This window comes from Actinoplanes sp. NPDC051346 (assembly GCF_040682215.1).
In the GTDB taxonomy this organism is placed as follows: Bacteria; Actinomycetota; Actinomycetes; order Mycobacteriales; family Micromonosporaceae; genus Actinoplanes.
In genome coordinates this window covers 74,577-89,713 of sequence record NZ_JBFBAJ010000016.1, presented here as the reverse complement: position 1 = coordinate 89,713, position 15,137 = coordinate 74,577, and the positions used below count along the sequence as shown (strand labels likewise).

Annotated in this window: 14 protein-coding genes; 4 read left to right on the top strand and 10 right to left on the bottom strand. The window is 68.6% G+C overall.

Annotation, left to right across the window (positions count from 1 at the left end):
- Window positions 1-28: 28 nt before the first annotated feature.
- Window positions 29-3,109 (bottom strand): DUF3427 domain-containing protein, encoded by a 3,081-nt coding sequence (locus AB0M36_RS31915; protein WP_364165161.1) that lies wholly within the window; start codon window positions 3,107-3,109, stop codon window positions 29-31.
- 116 nt (window positions 3,110-3,225) lie between these two features.
- On the opposite strand from AB0M36_RS31915, the gene AB0M36_RS31910 reads away from it, so the two are divergent.
- A complete protein-coding gene (locus tag AB0M36_RS31910) occupies window positions 3,226-4,059 on the top strand; it encodes a phosphoribosylaminoimidazolesuccinocarboxamide synthase (RefSeq protein WP_364165159.1) in 834 nt (277 codons plus the stop codon).
- Here the strand turns inward: AB0M36_RS31910 and AB0M36_RS31905 are convergent.
- From AB0M36_RS31905 to AB0M36_RS31890, 4 genes are read right to left on the bottom strand one after another with little or no spacing between them, the layout of a single operon-like run.
- A complete protein-coding gene (locus AB0M36_RS31905; protein WP_364165156.1) occupies window positions 4,037-4,507 on the bottom strand; it encodes a hypothetical protein in 471 nt (156 codons plus the stop codon). The genes AB0M36_RS31910 and AB0M36_RS31905 overlap by 23 nt on opposite strands.
- The gene (locus tag AB0M36_RS31900; RefSeq protein ID WP_364165153.1) at window positions 4,504-5,631 is read right to left on the bottom strand and encodes an FxsB family cyclophane-forming radical SAM/SPASM peptide maturase; all 1,128 of its coding nucleotides are present in this window, start codon (window positions 5,629-5,631) and stop codon (window positions 4,504-4,506) included. Before AB0M36_RS31900 ends, AB0M36_RS31905 begins: the two co-directional genes overlap by 4 nt.
- Window positions 5,632-5,645: 14 nt before the next feature.
- Window positions 5,646-5,822, bottom strand: coding sequence for a hypothetical protein (locus tag AB0M36_RS31895; RefSeq protein ID WP_364165151.1), 177 nt, complete (start codon window positions 5,820-5,822; stop codon window positions 5,646-5,648).
- A gap of 8 nt (window positions 5,823-5,830) precedes the next feature.
- Window positions 5,831-6,157, bottom strand: coding sequence for a hypothetical protein (locus AB0M36_RS31890; protein WP_364165148.1), 327 nt, complete (start codon window positions 6,155-6,157; stop codon window positions 5,831-5,833).
- Window positions 6,158-6,459: 302 nt separating this feature from the next.
- Here AB0M36_RS31890 and AB0M36_RS31885 point away from each other — a divergent pair, with 302 nt between their 5' ends.
- Window positions 6,460-7,350, top strand: coding sequence for a helix-turn-helix transcriptional regulator (locus AB0M36_RS31885; RefSeq protein WP_364165145.1), 891 nt, complete (start codon window positions 6,460-6,462; stop codon window positions 7,348-7,350).
- A gap of 72 nt (window positions 7,351-7,422) precedes the next feature.
- Here AB0M36_RS31885 and AB0M36_RS31880 read toward each other — a convergent pair whose 3' ends face one another.
- Window positions 7,423-7,659, bottom strand: coding sequence for a DUF397 domain-containing protein (locus tag AB0M36_RS31880; protein ID WP_364165143.1), 237 nt, complete (start codon window positions 7,657-7,659; stop codon window positions 7,423-7,425).
- 241 nt (window positions 7,660-7,900) lie between these two features.
- Between AB0M36_RS31880 and AB0M36_RS31875 the strand changes: the two genes are divergently transcribed.
- On the top strand, window positions 7,901-8,140 hold the full coding sequence (locus AB0M36_RS31875) for a hypothetical protein (protein ID WP_364165140.1): 240 nt from the start codon (window positions 7,901-7,903) through the stop codon (window positions 8,138-8,140).
- A 246-nt stretch (window positions 8,141-8,386) separates the two neighbouring features.
- Here the strand turns inward: AB0M36_RS31875 and AB0M36_RS31870 are convergent, their stop codons facing one another.
- From AB0M36_RS31870 to AB0M36_RS31860, 3 genes are all read right to left on the bottom strand, one after another.
- Window positions 8,387-9,178 carry an SAM-dependent methyltransferase gene (locus AB0M36_RS31870; RefSeq protein ID WP_364165292.1) on the bottom strand — a complete coding sequence of 264 codons (792 nt, stop codon included), beginning with the start codon at window positions 9,176-9,178 and terminating at the stop codon, window positions 8,387-8,389.
- Between the two features lie 227 nt (window positions 9,179-9,405).
- A complete protein-coding gene (locus tag AB0M36_RS31865) occupies window positions 9,406-11,007 on the bottom strand; it encodes a diguanylate cyclase (RefSeq protein ID WP_364165137.1) in 1,602 nt (533 codons plus the stop codon).
- Between the two features lie 182 nt (window positions 11,008-11,189).
- A complete protein-coding gene (locus AB0M36_RS31860) occupies window positions 11,190-12,785 on the bottom strand; it encodes an MDR family MFS transporter (protein WP_364165134.1) in 1,596 nt (531 codons plus the stop codon).
- A gap of 104 nt (window positions 12,786-12,889) precedes the next feature.
- On the opposite strand from AB0M36_RS31860, the gene AB0M36_RS31855 reads away from it, so the two are divergent.
- Window positions 12,890-13,501, top strand: a complete 612-nt coding sequence (locus AB0M36_RS31855; protein WP_364165131.1) for a helix-turn-helix domain-containing protein — start codon at window positions 12,890-12,892, stop codon at window positions 13,499-13,501.
- A gap of 105 nt (window positions 13,502-13,606) precedes the next feature.
- On the opposite strand, the gene AB0M36_RS31850 is transcribed toward AB0M36_RS31855, so the two are convergent.
- On the bottom strand, window positions 13,607-15,055 hold the full coding sequence (locus AB0M36_RS31850; protein WP_364165128.1) for a cellulose binding domain-containing protein: 1,449 nt from the start codon (window positions 15,053-15,055) through the stop codon (window positions 13,607-13,609).
- Window positions 15,056-15,137: the final 82 nt, after the last annotated feature.

Below are 15,137 nucleotides of genomic sequence, written 5' to 3'. Positions count from 1 at the left end.
GCTGCAGACCCAGCGGTGTCAGGCTCAGCTAAGCGGCTAGCAGGCGCGCAGCGTGATAGACGTCGGCCGGCAGCGGATGGGCCAGCTGCCATTCGATGCGCATCGGGCGATCGCCCGTGTGCCGGACATAGGTCATCGGCCCGGCGTAGAGGTAAGGCGGCGCGCCCAGGTCGCCGTCGGGGTTCCTGACCTCCCGGATGAAGAGGTGCACGGTTGAGCCTCGCTCCCGGTGATGGATGTAGCGCTGGCCGTTCGTCGAGGTCGATGAGGTGGTGCTTTGCGACTCCCACTGGAAGAGGCTTTCGGTGATAGCCATGTCCTGGTACATGGTCGTCGGCGAGTAGTGCTTCTCTGTCTTGGCGAGCGTGACAAAGAAGACGTCTGCCTTCTCCGTCGGTAGCCACTTGACGCCTTCACGAAAGTTGGACGGGTCGTCCATCCCAAAGGCCGTCAAGACCTCCTTGGTCGTGTACCGGGCGTGCAGACGCAGCGGGTTGACTCCCGCTCTATCGATCAGAGGTGTAATCCGCTCGATGCGGGACTCGAGAACGTCGGCGATTTGCTTCAGCTCGTCGCGCCGTCGGGGGAATTGGGCCAGACGCGAAGCGGTGTCCACCCGTGAGTCGCCCCAGAACGACTGGGCCATCATCGCGCCCAGGCGGCCGTCGACACGGTGGCCCTCGGCAAGCTGACGCATAGCCGAGATGCGGTCTGGATCGTCGAAGTGCAGCATCCGCCCGATCGCCGCGCTCAGGAGCAGGTCGCTGACCTCGCTCGGCGACTCTAGGCCCGCTTCCTCGCGGAGCCCGGTCCAACCTCGGCCGGCCTTCCGGCGATAAAGATCCTCAAGCTCGAGGCCGGTCTCGGCGAGGAAGTCGGCGAGAGAGACGTCGCTGAGGGCACGCAACTCGGCAACCAGGTCGCGACGCTGTAGCCGGAGGGCGGTGCGGATGTTCTCCAGCACGATTCGCTTGGCGACGCGATCGAGTTCGATATGGCATCCGGCCGGCAAACTTGGGAAGCCGTGCTGCACGTCGTGCGCGAGTCGGCGGCGCGAGGCGCCGGTCAAAGCGCGGTAGCGCAGATCGAAGCGAAACCGGGCGTGCTGACCACCGATGAAGTCCAAGACCGTCAGGCAGGGCTTGTCGTCTGCCAGCCGCAGACCTCGACCCAACTGCTGAAGGAAGATGGTGGCGCTCTCGGTCGGGCGCAACATAAGGATGGTGTCGACCCGCGGCAAGTCGACGCCCTCATTGAAGAGGTCGACCGTGAAGAGCATCTTGAGATCGCCGTTTTCTAGCTCCTGCACGGCGCTGCGCTGCTCGGCGGAGTGAACCTTGGAGTGGAGGGCACGGGCCGGTATGCCGACCCCGTTGAACCGCTGTGCCATGAACTCGGCGTGTTTGATGCTGACGCAGAAGCCGATCCCGCGCATGCGAGCGACGTCGACGGTGGTGCGCACGGACTCCACGATGAGACGTACGCGGGCATCATCGCCGGTGTAGACGCTCTCCAGGTCGCTGATGTCGTATCCGCGCCCACGCTTCCACTGAAGCGAGGCGAGGTCCACCTCGTCATGAATGCCGAAGTATTGGAACGGCGCAAGGAGCTGCCGTTCCAGGGCCTCCCACAGCCGGAGCTCCACCGAGGTGCGTCCGTCGAACCAGCGGCGGACGTCGAGGCCGTCGGCGCGCTCGGGGGTTGCGGTCAATCCGAGGAGGACTTTGGGTCGAAAATGCTCGAGGAGCTTTTGGTAGGTTGCCGCCTCGGCGTGGTGGAACTCGTCGACGATGACCATGTCGAATCGGTCGGGGTCCCACGTGTCCACACCTCGAGCGTGCAGCGACTGCACTGAAGCGAAAACTTGCTCCCATTGCGAAGGCCGGTGACCGTCGACGAAGAGTTCGCCGAAAGTGCCGTCGCGAAGCACCTGACGAAACACCGCCAGGCTTTGCCGGAGGATGCGTTCCTGGTGGGCCACGAATAACAGGGATCGGATGCCCTGTCGGCGAAGCCGGCGGTAATCCAGGCCAGCGACAACCGTCTTGCCGGTGCCGGTCGCCATCACGACCAGGTTGTTCCGCCGCCCATGAACCTCGCGTTCAGCCTCGAGCCGCTCGAGGATCTCCTGCTGGTACGGATACGGTCGGACGTCGATGCTCGCGATGTCGATAGGAAGATCGCCGGGCTGTGGGCTGGAGGCGTGGCTCAGTGCGGTTTCGAGCCGCCTGCGATCCTCGGCACTCCCCGGGTCGTACGGTTCGAAAGCCGGGTCGTGCCAATACTCGATGAAGGTCTTCCTCATCGTCTCGACGAGTGCCTCCTGCTCCAGCTGAGAGAGGCGGACGTTCCACTCCAGGCCATCGATCATGGCGCTCTTCGAGAGGTTGGACGAGCCGACGTAGGCCGTACTCGTGCCGGTGTTCCGCTGGAACAACCACGACTTCGCGTGCAGCCGGGTCGTGCGAGTCTCGTACGAAATCCTCACTTGAGCACCGAGCTCAGCGAGCTTGTCGAGCGCGCGTTGGTCCGTTGCGCCCATGTAAGTGGTGGTGATGATGCGAAGGGTTCCGCCGCGCGCGATGAGGTCCCGAACGGAGTCTTGCAACAAGCGGACGCCGTGCCACTTAATGAAGGCGCACAGCAAATGCACCTCGGTGGCTGACGCCATCTCCTTGGCGACCTCAGTGCCAATGCGGGGTTGACCGCGGCCATTGGTAAGAAGGGCGGCGGAAGCCAGGGGCGTTTCGGGCCGCACGGGAAAGACCACCGGAAGTGGCGCGGCCGGCCGCGCCGCGATAGCGGTCAGCAACTGAGGGGGTGCATCCAGGAGATCATCGTCTTGTACGGCCCGCGGTGCCGCACTCCTTATCGCCTCGGCGATCGTGTTGGCTAGTTCCAGCTGAGCCGCCAGGCGTGCTGGTCCCTGCCCGGGAACCGCCTTGAGTGCTCGTTCGGCGATCGCCGCGAGGTGCCGACCGATAACCTCATGCGAGTCAGCAGGATCAAGATCCTCCCGCGCGATGAGCTCGGCATCGGTGCCGCGAAGGTCTCGCTGCAGCCTCCGAGTAATGAGGTGTTCATAGGCGCCCGCTAAGAGATCCTCCACGGCGGCAACATAGCGCGATCGTTCGACGACGTGTCGTAGGTCGAAGCCGTCGTCATCGCGGTGGGGGCTCGTCCGATAGCGTGACCAGCGGGAGTCCGCTGCGGTAAGGGGAACACGTGGAGCTGTTGCACTCGGGCAAGGTCAGGGATGTCTACGCCGACGGGGACGACATTCTGCTCGTCGCCTCGGACCGCGTCTCCATCTATGACGTGGTGCTGCCAACGCCCATCCCCGACAAGGGCAAGATCCTTACCCAGCTGTCGCTGTGGTGGTTCGAGCAGCTCGCCGACGTCGTGCCCCACCATGTCATCTCGGCGACCGATGTGCCGGCCGAGTGGGCCGGCCGCGCGGTGCGGTGCGAGCGGCTCGAGATGGTCATGGTCGAGTGCATCACGCGTGGTTTTCTGGCGGGGTCTGGGCTCAAGGATTATCAGAAGGATGGCGCGGTCTCGGGGGTGGCGCTGCCTCCGGGGCTGATTGAGGGGTCGCGGCTGCCGGAGCCGATCTTCACCCCGTCCTCGAAGGTCGCGCCGGGGGAGGGACACGACGAGCCGATGACCTATGCCGAGGTTGAGCGGGCCGTCGGTGCCGAGGTTGCCGCCGAGCTGCGTCGGATCACGTTGGAGGTGTATCGGCGGGGGTCTGAGATCGCCGCGCGCAGCGGGATTCTCATTGCCGACACCAAGATCGAGCTCGGGTTCTCCGGCGGTGAGCTGAAGCTCGGCGATGAGGTGTTGACGCCTGACTCGTCGCGGTTCTGGGCGGCCGACGAGTGGCAGCCCGGCGGCACCCAGCGGTATCTCGACAAGCAGTTCCTGCGGGACTGGTCCGCGAAGTCCGACTGGGACCGGACGGCGCCCGGGCCGGAGATTCCCGAGGAGGTCGTCGAGGCCACCCGCGCCCGCTACGTCGAGGTTTACGAACGCCTCACCGGCGACCGCTGGCGCTGACGCCGAGGTCTCGCAGATGCAGCTTCCACAACCGCTCCAGCGCGGTGTCGGCTGGCGGCTTCACTCGCTGGCCTGAGGCGAAGATGTGGTGCCAGTCGTGTCCCGGCACGCCGTGCAGCAGCTCGGAGAAGGTCAGGCGGTCGGCCACCGGAAGCACGCGGTCCCAGCCGACCTCGAGGTAATAGGTGGCGCGCCGCTGATCGCCGGTCCAGTGCGGCCCTGCCTCGATGACGCCGTCGGTGAGGTGGCCGCTCGCGACGATGCCTCGATCCGTTTTCTGGCGCAGCAGGAAGACGCGGTCGCCTGGCGCCGTACCCGATCTGCGGGAGCCGGAGCTCCAACGGCCTCGGACGGTCTCACCCGCGGCCGTGGCCGCGATGTCGGCCTGGTGGTTCGCGGGCGGATAGCCGGTGTCGCTGCCGTCCCAGATCAGCACGAACGTGGTCATGGCCGGATTCCGCCCGGGTCCGCCGGCGCCCGTCCCGTGGAGCGCTTGGTGAGGTCGGCGGCCACCCGGGCGCCGATGTGGTCGATGAGCCGGCGCAGGTCCGCGCAGTAGACCGACGGGTTGCGGAAGCCGCTGTCCGGACGCCACCGATGGGCGTAATGTCCGCCGCCGCAGATGTCGTGCACCGGGCATGCCAGGCAGGACTCGGCCAGCGCGGCACGCCCCGACTGTCGGGCGACGATGCCCGGGTGGCGCGCGGCGGCGTCGAGATCGTGGTCGAAGACGTTGAGGCCGGTCGCCGCCGCGCCCGGGTACGCCGATTTCAGCGAGTCGCCCTGTTCGATCGTGCCGTCGGATTCGATCACCGCGACGGCTACCGGGCTCAGGCCGACCTGGTCGGAGCGGCTCGTGCCGCCGAGGATCAGGCTGATCAGCTCTTCGAAGAGGCGGATGCCGGTCTCCCGGCGTGGGGCGTCGTACCAGCGGTCGAAGACGGCGATCAGCCATTGCGCGTAGCCGACGGTCGGGGGATTCGTCCAGTTGGTGTGCGGCAGCAGCAGGTCGATCGCCGGGGGGCGGTAGGTCAGCAGGGACTCGTAGACGGTCACCGGGTCGGTCGCCGGATCGATCGTGCAGAGGATCCCCGCGTACGCCGGGTGCCCGGCGAGGAGTCGCAGGGCCCGGGCGGCGAGAAGGTGGCTGCCCCGGCCGTCGCGGTGCCGGCGGTGCCGGTCGTGGTGCTCGGACGGGCCGTCGAGGCTGACGCCGATGCGCACGTCGTGCGCCGCCAGCGCCTCCAGCATCGCGGCGTCGAGCAGGGCGCCGTTGGTCTGCGTACTGAATCGGGCGCCCGGGAACGCGGCGCGGACGTCGGTGATCAGGCTGATCAGGGACGGCCCGGCCAGCAGTGGTTCGCCGCCGTGCAGGACCACGTCGATCCGATCGAGACGGTGGCGCCGCGCGTGCTCACCGATGCGCTTGGCCGCCGCCCGCCAGACGTGGGGTGCCATCGCGACGGGGCGGTCACGCCAGCTCTGATCGGCGAGTTCGTAGACATAGCAGTAGTCGCAGGCGAGGTTGCAGCGCTGGTGCACCTTCAGGACGAACTCGCGGAAGGCCTGCACCCGTCAAGTCTGCCCTAAGAACGCGTCAGCTCCCGCTCGCGGTGCCGGGGCCAGGCGGCCTTGCCGCCGCAGGCGTCGCAGCCGAGTTGTTCCCCACAGTGTGGACACCAGTCGTTGGTGCGGCGGAGATACCACCCGAGTGCCACACCGGCGAGCAGGCTGGCGAGGCCGACGAGCGCGGACAGTGCCACGGCTCCGATCATCGCAGTGGTCCGCCCGGCGTGCTCGCGCCGTCGCCGCCGGTGCGCGGGCGGCGGTACGCGAGAGCGTTCTCCTGGCGGTTGTCCAGTGCCGGGTCCTTGTCGGCGCGGGGGGTCACGTACGGAGCGGTGAACGTGTCCACCCCGGTCCCGAAGTGGGTGCCGGGCCGGTACGTAACGGTGACTGCTCGTGGCGACGCGGCCTCGATCACGCCCGCGCGCCAGCCGTCGCGATAGACCCAGACCGGGTCGGCCTTGTGGTAGCTGTCGGCGGGGGCCACGTCCGCCGGATCGCGGTGCGGTGGCGCGATGGTCGGAGTCGACATCGAGAGCCTCCTGGGTCCCGGGAATGACTCGGTCGTCGGAGCGTCCATCGGCGTCGCCCAGCCCTGACAGTCGAAAAGGACATACTTTTCAACACGCTGTGTCAGGGGCGAAGCAACCGCCTGTCAGATATCATGCTCGGGATCAAGTGCGTTCGCAAGGCCGGATGCACGTGCATCCGCAACGTGCGTGCACGGCCGCGTGGCCGAACGTGCGGTTTTCGGCGCGGCGAGCCCGCCCGTAGGATGCAGTGACGGCGAAATTGCAATTTGCAGTTTCGGGGGATGAATCGGACAGGAGCCAGGTGACCGCGGGTTCGCAGGAGGAGGCGCCGAACACCGGCCCCACCGTGCTGCGCATCCTGCTGGGCGTCCAACTCCGCCGGCTTCGCGAGACCAAGAGCATCACCCGTGAGGACGCCGGTTACGAGATCCGCGCCTCCGGGTCGAAGATCAGCCGCATGGAGCTCGGTCGGGTCAGCTTCAAAGAGCGCGACGTCGCCGACCTGCTCAGCCTCTACGGCGTCAAGGACCCCGCCGAGCGTGAGGCGCTGCTCGGACTGGCCCGCCAGGCGAACAACCCCGGCTGGTGGCACCACTACGGGGACATCATGCCGTCGTGGTTTCAGTCCTACCTCGGCCTCGAGGCGGCCGCGACGCTGATTCGCACGTACGAAATCCAGTTCGTTCCGGGTCTGCTCCAAACGCCGGAGTACGCCCGCGCCGTGATCATGCTGGGCCACGCCGGTGCCACCCGCGAGGAGATCGACCGTCGGGTGGAGCTGCGCCGCCAGCGCCAGCAGGTGCTCGACCGCGCCGAGGCGCCGCAACTGTGGGCGGTCATCGACGAGGCGGTGCTGCGGCGGCCGATCGGCGGCCAGGACGTCATGCGCGGTCAGATCGAGGCGCTCATCGAGGCGTCGAAGCGGCCCAACGTGCGCCTGCAGATCATCCCGTTCCACGCCGGCGGTCACGCCGCGGCGGGCGGGCCCTTCGCGATTCTGCGGTTCCCGGAGCCGGAGCTGCCCGATGTGGTCTACGTCGAGCAGCTCACCAGCGCCATCTACCTGGACAAGCGGGACGACGTCGACCACTACGCGATCGCCATGGAGCGCGTGTGCATCGACGCCGAGCCGCCGAACCACACCCACGAGATCCTCAACAAGCTGTTGCACGAGGTCGGCCGGCTCGGCTGAGCTCTCGGGTGTCGGTTCTTTACACTGTGTAGTTAGCCCTTTCGGGTGTCACCCGGCTTGTGGACAGCGGATTCACCCGAGCAGGTGGTCGAAGTCCCCGTCGCGGACGCCTCCGAGGAACGCCTCGATCTCGGCGGGCGTGTAGACGAGCGCGGGGCCCTCCGGGTCGCGGGAGTTTCGCATCGCGATGCTCCCGTCCGGCAGCGCGGCGCACTCGACGCAGTTGCCGCTGGGGTTGCTCCGGCCACTCTTCCGCCAGGTCAGGCCCTGCAGCTGTCCCGCGGGCATGCCGTTGAAAATGCGCGTCATTCCAAGCTCCCTAACGGTGAGACCGGTACGGGACCGGCGGGGTTTATCACGCCGGCTACCTGCTGTGCAGATGCACGTGCATTTGGCCTTGCGTTCTCACGTGATTGTGAGCATGATAACGCACGTACCCCACACACGGTGGGTCACGGAGGGTGACATGTGGGCCAGTCGCGGAAAGGCCGCTGCGGCCCTTGGCGCGCAAGGCTCTCTGGCGGGAGCGTCCGAGCGGGAGGAAAGTCCCATGTCGGTTCCGAACATCGGCCCCGAGCCCTTCGACCCCACCGACGGCGCGGACGTCTCGCGTCGCGGCAATCCGGCCCACTATTGCGCCGACCATCTCCCCGACGGCATGGCGGCCGCGACGACGCGCGCCGCGACGGTGTCCCATCGGTTCGGTGGCGTCCGATACGCGTTGACCCGCAGGGACGGCATTCCGCCGTCGGAGGGCGACCAGCAGGGCGAGCCCAGCGCGGATCACTGAGACAAGCGGTCGCACTGACAACTTCATAGGGAGGAGCGGGGCCGTGAGTGCCGCTCGTAGCGCGCTCTGGGGCAAGGGCGCGCTGCCCGGATCCCGGCCGGGCGGTCCGGTCCCCCCGTGCTGGATCGCTCGGCCGGCCGGTCTCACGCGGGCTTTCACCCGGGCTCTCACGCGGGCTTTCACCCGGGTTCTCACCCGGGCTCTCGCGCGGGCGCTCATCTGGGCCGAGCCCGTCCACCAGGCAGCTCAGGGCTTGCGGGCGACTCCGGCCCAGTAGTAGGCCGCCTCGGGGTTGTCCACCGGGGCGTCGGGCCGCCACGCCGAGACCGGCACCAGGCCTGGCTCGAGGAGCTCCCAGTCGCCGAAGAAGCGGGCGACCTGGTCCTTGGTGCGGGCCACGAGCGTCATGCCCGCGCCGGTCGCGGCCGCGACCGCTTGGTCGACCTCGGCCGGGTTGAAGTCGGCGGTCGGATGGGTGATCGCCAGGACGCTGCCCGACGGCATGGCGTCGCGGAGCTGGGCCACCAGGTCCCACGGGTCGTCCTCGTCGGCCAGCAGCATCAGGATGGCGATCAGCGTGAGGCCGACCGGGCGGGTCAGATCGAGAGTTTCCCGCAGGACCGACTCGCGCAGAATCGACTGCGGGTGGTGGATGTCCGCCGAGATGTATTCCGAACGGCCCTGCTCGCTGCTGACCATCAGTGCCCGGGCGTGGACCAGCACGATCGGATCGTTGTCCACATAGACCACCCGGGTTTCCGGGGCGATCTGCTGGGCGATCTCGTGCAGGTTGGGACGCGTCGGAATGCCGGTGCCGATGTCGAGGAACTGCCGGATGCCTTCCTTGGCGACCAGGTCACGGGCCGCGCGGTGGACGAACTTGCGGTTCTCGCCGGCCATGTAGCGCATGCCCGGGATGGCCTTCATCATCGCCTCGCCGACCGCCCGGTCGACCGCGAAGTTGTCCTTGCCGCCCAGCCAGTAGTCGTAGATGCGGGCGGAATGCGGCACGTTGGGGTTGACCCCCGGCGGCGCCACCTCGACCGGTGTCGATGCCTCGCTGTCCTGCGTCACGTCGACCGCCTCCTGATCAGGCCACCCCTGGCCGAGACTCCCGGCCGCCAGCGGCCGGACCGATCCCGGCCGCGGCGGGCCGGGGAATCCCGACCGCGGGGGGCGAGATCCGTAGGGGTCAGCCTAGCCCCAGAGGGGGATCGAATTCAGCCCTGTCGCTCGAACGAAATGTCACGCAGCGCAGTGGAACGTCAGGCGGCGGTCGCACTGTCGCGGTAGGACCGGGCGCGGCTGTCGCGCGGCTTGCCCGAGACAACCCGATCGCGTCCCGCGTGCTTGGCGACGTACAGGTTGCGGTCCGCTGTGGACAGCAGGTCAGCCTGGGTCGGGTCGGATTCGCCCAGGCCGGCCACGCCGACGCTGACCGTGATGGGCAGGCCCTGGGTGAGGTCGGACCAGTCGTACGCCCCGATCGTGTGCCGGATCGCGTCGAGGTGGATCATGGCGCGCGGTGCGGTGAAGCCGGGCATGGCGATGAGGAATTCCTCGCCACCCATCCGGGCGACGAAGCCATCCGGGGCGACCGCGGCCAGTTCGGTCTCGAGCAGCTTGGCGACCTGGATCAGGACCTGGTCGCCGACGTCGTGGGACAACTGGTCGTTGACCCGCTTGAAGTGGTCGAGGTCGACGATCGCCACGGTCAGCTCCGTGCCGTCGTTCACCAGCTCGGGCAGCCGCTCGTCGAGGTAACGGCGGTTGCGCAGCCCGGTCAGCGAGTCGCGCCGGGCCTGCTCCCGGAAGCGCTCGGCCTCCTGCCGGGCCTCGGTCGTCTCGAACATCGCCTGCCGGGTGCGGGCCTGTGCCTCCCGCTGCGACGAGTGCAACGCGTTGTGGGCGGCAAAGAAGATCTTGTGTACGGCGAAAGCCTCGCTGAACTCCCCCCGCGCGGCATGCAGCTCGGCCTGCTCCTGGTGCACCCGGACGAGCACGTCGCCGAGACCACGCTCGAGGCAGAGCTCCCGTGACGCGTCCAGACTCGCCTGGGCGCGTTCGGTGGCGCGCAGGAATCGCTGGGCGCGGGCCAGGGTGAGCATGAACTCGGGGAGCGCGTCGGCATCCTCGAATCCGCCCTGGTGGTAGCGGCGTACGGCCTCGCGCAGCGTCTGCTCGGCCTGCTCGTACCTGCCGTTTTCGATCTCGATGGCGCCGATGGTGTCGAGGGTCGCGGGGTCCAGGACGAAGTCGTGCTGCTCGGCCACGCGTTGCAGCCGGCGCGCGACGGCCTCGGCGCGTGCGTGCTCGCCGGCGTGCCACTCGGTGTAGGCGTAGTTGTTGAGCAGGCCCATGTGCAGGTTGGGCAGGTTGAGCTCGATCGCGAGCTCCTCGGCCTGGGCATACCGCAGCCGGGCGGCGTCGAGGGAGCCGGAGGCGCCGAGAGCGTCGGCGAGCTTGGCGCGGTGCCACACCCGCATGTGCTCGGTGGCCGTGTCGTCGAGCAGCTCGACGGCCAGCACCGAGTGCTCGAGCGACTGGGCGGCGTCGCCGAGGTAGCGGTGGACGTTGGCCCAGACGAGGTGCGTACGCGCCTGCACGGTGGTGTCACCGCGGTCGGTGGCCCACTGGTGGATCTTCCAGATGCGGCGGGCGGCCGCGGCGACCTCGCCCTTGCGCATGAGCATGTTGGCCTGGAGCAGGCGGGCCCGCATGACCAGGCGCTCGTCGTCGAGCCGGGCGCCTTCCTCCTCGAACTCGACCGCTGAGGCGTACGTGGCGTCGGCGTCCCAGAGGTACTGGTCCTCGAGCACGGTCAGGGCAGCCGAGAGCTGTTCCGCGTCACGCACGCGCGCTTCCATCAGGCTCACCCCTTCCTCTCACCGCATTCCATCGACACGCTCCGGTGCAACTAAAGAACAATGCGTTCCGTTTCCGAAGGTTAGCGGTGAGTGAGCATCCGATCCCAGCGTCGCGCGCGTGATGCCGCTCGCCGTGGTCCGAGATCGCACAGCCTGTACGTCGTACCGCCGGGCCGCGTCATTCACCTGCTCGGCCCGGACGGGATCGTCGCCTCGCCAGAGGCGGCCTTGGCGGCGCGCGCCGCCTTGGCGAGATCCATCGTCGATCGCAGGGTGATGGGCTTGAGCAGCAGCGCCGCGATCACGCCGACGATCGCGATGCCCGCGGACAGCAGGAAGATGTGTCCGGTCGCGTCGCCGTAGGCGTCCCGGATGACGTGCTGGACCGTGTCGGGCAACTCGGCCAAATTGAGGCTGCCGCTCCGGCCGTCGGTCGGCAACCCGGCCGCGTCGAGCTGGGTCGTGATCGAGTCGGTGACCCGGTGGGCGAGGACGGCGCCGAGCACCGAGACGCCGATCGTGCCGCCGAGCGAGCGGAAGAACGCCACCGTGGCGCTGGCGGCACCGATGTCCTTGAGCGCTACGGAATTCTGCACGGCGAGCACCAGGTTCTGCATCGACATGCCCACGCCGACGCCGACCAGGGCCATGCCGACACCGATGTATACCAGCGATGTCCGGTGGTCCATCGCCGACAGCATTCCGAAGCCCGCGACCAGCAGAATCGTGCCGGCCACGAGGTACGGCCGGATCCGCCCGGTCCGGGTGATCAGCCGTCCAGAGATGGTCGACGAGACCAGCACGCCCGCCATGAGCGGGATGGTCAGCAGGCCGGCCTCGGTCGGGCTGTAACCCCGGCCGACCTGGAAGTACTGGCCCAGGAAGACGGCGCCGCCGAAGATCGCCATGCCGACGGAGAGGCTCGCGAGAATGGCCAGCGCGGTGGTGCGCTGCGTGACGATCTTCAGCGGGACCACCGGCTCGGCGGCGCGGGACTCGACCCGTACGGCGATGGCGAGCAGCACCAAGCCCGCGCCGACCATGGCGAACGTCTGCCAGGACAGCCAGTCGAACGAGTGGCCGACGAACGAGACCCAGATGAGCAGGATGCTGACGCCGGCCGCGATCAGCGTGGCGCCGGCATAGTCGATCTTGACGTCGTCCCGGCGGAGGACCGGCAGGTGCAGGGTGCGCTGGAGCACGACCAGGGCGATCGCGGCGATCGGCGCGCCGATGAAGAAGCACCAGCGCCAACCGAGCCAGGGCGTGTCGACGATGAGGCCGCCGATCAGCGGCCCGCCGACCGTGGCGAGGGCCAGCACGCCACCGAGATAGCCGTTGTAGCGGCCGCGCTCGCGGGGCGGGATCATCGCCGCGATCGCGACCTGGACGAGTGCCTGGACGCCGCCCATGCCGATGCCCTGGAACGCCCGGGCGGCGATGAGCTGACCGGCGCTCTGCGAGAAGCCGGCCACCACCGACCCCAGGACGAACACGACGATGGCGAGTTGGAGCAGCATCTTCTTGCTGTAGAGGTCGGCGAGCTTGCCCCAGATCGGGGTGGTGGCGGTGGCGGTCAGCAGGGTCGCCGTCACGACCCACGTGTACTGGGTCTGGCTGCCGTTCAGCGCTCCCATGATCTTCGGCAGCGCGGTGGCGACGACGGTGGCGCTGGACATCGCGACGAAGAGCACGAGGAGCAGGCCGCTGAGGGCCTCCAGGATCTCGCGGTGGCTCATCGCGCTCTGTGCGGCGCGCGGGGTGGTGGGTGCGCTCATCGCGCGGCCTCCAGCGATCGGCGGGATGGTGCCGTCGACAACTCTTCCCACATCTTGCCCAGTGCGCAAGTTTTCTCAATGGGAAGATATGTAGGCTTGGCGACATGAGCGCTGACGTCCGCGTACCCGAACCCGGCCTGCGGGAGCGTAAGAAGGCAGCGACCCGGCAGGCGCTGCACGAGGCCGCGGTGCGGCTCGCGATCGCGCACGGCGCGGACAAGATCACGGTCGAGGCGGTGGCGGACGAGGCCGGCGTCTCCCGGCGGACGTTCTCCAACTACTTCGCCAACAAGGAAGAGGCCCTGCTCCACGGCGACCATCAGCGGATGGGCGCGCTGGTCGGCATCGTGCGGTCGCGGCCGGCCGACGAGGGACCGTGGACCGCCCTGACCCGTTCGGCGCGGCAGTTCTACGAGCAGCTCGGCGAGTTGGACCCGCAGTGGGTGGCGCAGACGCGACTGCTGCGCACCCAGCCGGCGCTGGCCGCGCAGCAGGTGAGCACGTTTGCCGCGCTGGAGCGGGAGCTCGCCGCGGCGGTCGCGGCGCGCGGCACGGAGCCGGATCCGACGGGGGTCCGGGACCGATTGATGGCGGCCACCTTCATGACGGCGATGCGCGTCTCGCTGCACGTGTGGCTGGAGGCGGCCGGCGAGATCTCCCTGCGGGAGCTGGTGCAGCACTCCCTCGAGGTGGCCGGCCGCGGTTTCGAGCGGTAGAGCGCGGAAAAGCGGTAGAGCGCGGAAAAGCGGCAGGGCGCGGAAAAGCAGCGCGACGCCGGGAGGCGACTTCCCGGCGCCGCGCTGCTGGAGGAGGGTCGAGCCTCAGCCGGTGAAGCCGGCGAAGATCTTGCTGAACTCGAACGGCGTCTGCGGCACGTTCGTGCACTGGAACAGCGCGCCGTTGCAGGCGTTACGGTCGCGGTTGACCTCCCAGAAGGAGACGAACCCGACGTTGTTGCCGTTGGCGAAGGCGATCAGGTCGCGGGCGTCGCTCTGGGCGAACGTGCCGTTGTCGTCGTTCTTGCCCAGCATCGGGGTGACGCCGACCTTGGCGAAGGCGGCCGCGTCACCGATGCCGAGGACCGACTTGAGCTGGTCCTTGGTCGACTTCACGGCCTGGATCGCCAGGTCGCCGTAGTCCTGAGCGGCGCGGCCGTAGTCCATCGCCATGATGTTGACCAGGTCGAGGTCGACGCCCGCGTTCTTCGCCGACCGCACGACGTTGAGGCCGTCGTTGGTGAGGCCCTCGGGCAACACCGGCAGGGTCAGGGAGATCTTCAGGCCGGGGTTGGCCTTCTGCAGCGCGGCCAGCGCGGTCGAGCGGCGGTCGATCGACGCGGCGTCGGCCGAGGCGGCGCCCTCGATGTCCAGGTCGATGTAGGTGAGGTCGTAGGCCGACACGACCGCCTGGTATTCGGCCTGCAGCGCCTTCACGTCGGTGCACGCCTGGGCGAGCTCGACGCCGGTCGCGCCGCCGAAGGACACCTTCACGTCACCGCCGGCCGAGCGCAGCGCGTCGATCTGGTCGCCGAACTTCTTCGTCCGCGGGTCGAACGCGCCGAACCAGCTGGCCTTGCAGCCCGCCCCGGTCACGAAGGCCAGCGAGTAGGACTTCACGTTCCCGCTCGCGGCAAGCTGGGCGAGGGTCGTGCTGCCATTGGAGAGCAAACCCATGTCCACGTACGGCGCCACGCGCACGTTCTTGCCACCACCGTTCGACGGCGGCGCCGTGGTGGTCGGGGCGGTCGTCGGCGGCTTGGTCGGGGAGGTGGGCGTGGCCGTCGGCGCGGTCGGCGCGGTCGGCGCGGTGGTGGTCGGCTTCGTCGTCGGCGCGGTGGTGGGAGCCGAACCGCCGCCGGTGCAGGACGCGCCGTTGATCGTGCAGCTCGTGGGATCGCCGCTGCCAGCGACGATGAAGCCGAACTCGGCGGTGGCGCCGGCCGGGATCGTCGCGTTGTAGCCGCGGTCCTTCGCCGTCGAGGTGCCGCCCGCCGAGGTGATCGAGGCATCCCAGAAGCTGCCCAGCTTCGCGGTCGCCGGCAGGCCGAAGTCGAGCCGCCAGCCCGTGACCGCGCTGCCACCGGTGTTCTTGATGACGTACTTGGCCTGGTAGCCCGTACCCCAGTCGGAATCCTTGGCGAACGTGGCCGTGAGGCCGCCGGCCGCCTTGGTGCTGGGTGCGGTCGCCGCCATCGCGGCGACCGCGCCTCCGCCGACGGCGAGCACCGCGGCTCCCGCATAGATGAACAGGCGTAGACGTTTGCGTGCCATGTGGGGACTCCGATCGCGGGGGCTACGAACGGAGTCGATCGTGGGCCAAACGGGCTTAAAGCGTTCTGCCAATTTCCTTAAG

Bases quoted from the DNA above. Each gene is read 5' to 3' on its own strand.
- AB0M36_RS31875 (WP_364165140.1), top strand. From the start codon at position 7,901: ATGTCGGTTCCGAACATCGGCCCCGAGCCCTTCGACCCCACCGACGGC.
- AB0M36_RS31850 (WP_364165128.1), bottom strand. From the start codon at position 15,055: ATGGCACGCAAACGTCTACGCCTGTTCATCTATGCGGGAGCCGCGGTG.
- AB0M36_RS31905 (WP_364165156.1), bottom strand. From the start codon at position 4,507: ATGACCACGTTCGTGCTGATCTGGGACGGCAGCGACACCGGCTATCCG.
- AB0M36_RS31890 (WP_364165148.1), bottom strand. From the start codon at position 6,157: ATGTCGACTCCGACCATCGCGCCACCGCACCGCGATCCGGCGGACGTG.
- AB0M36_RS31865 (WP_364165137.1), bottom strand. From the start codon at position 11,007: ATGGAAGCGCGCGTGCGTGACGCGGAACAGCTCTCGGCTGCCCTGACC.
- AB0M36_RS31860 (WP_364165134.1), bottom strand. From the start codon at position 12,785: ATGAGCGCACCCACCACCCCGCGCGCCGCACAGAGCGCGATGAGCCAC.
- AB0M36_RS31880 (WP_364165143.1), bottom strand. From the start codon at position 7,659: ATGACGCGCATTTTCAACGGCATGCCCGCGGGACAGCTGCAGGGCCTG.
- AB0M36_RS31855 (WP_364165131.1), top strand. From the start codon at position 12,890: ATGAGCGCTGACGTCCGCGTACCCGAACCCGGCCTGCGGGAGCGTAAG.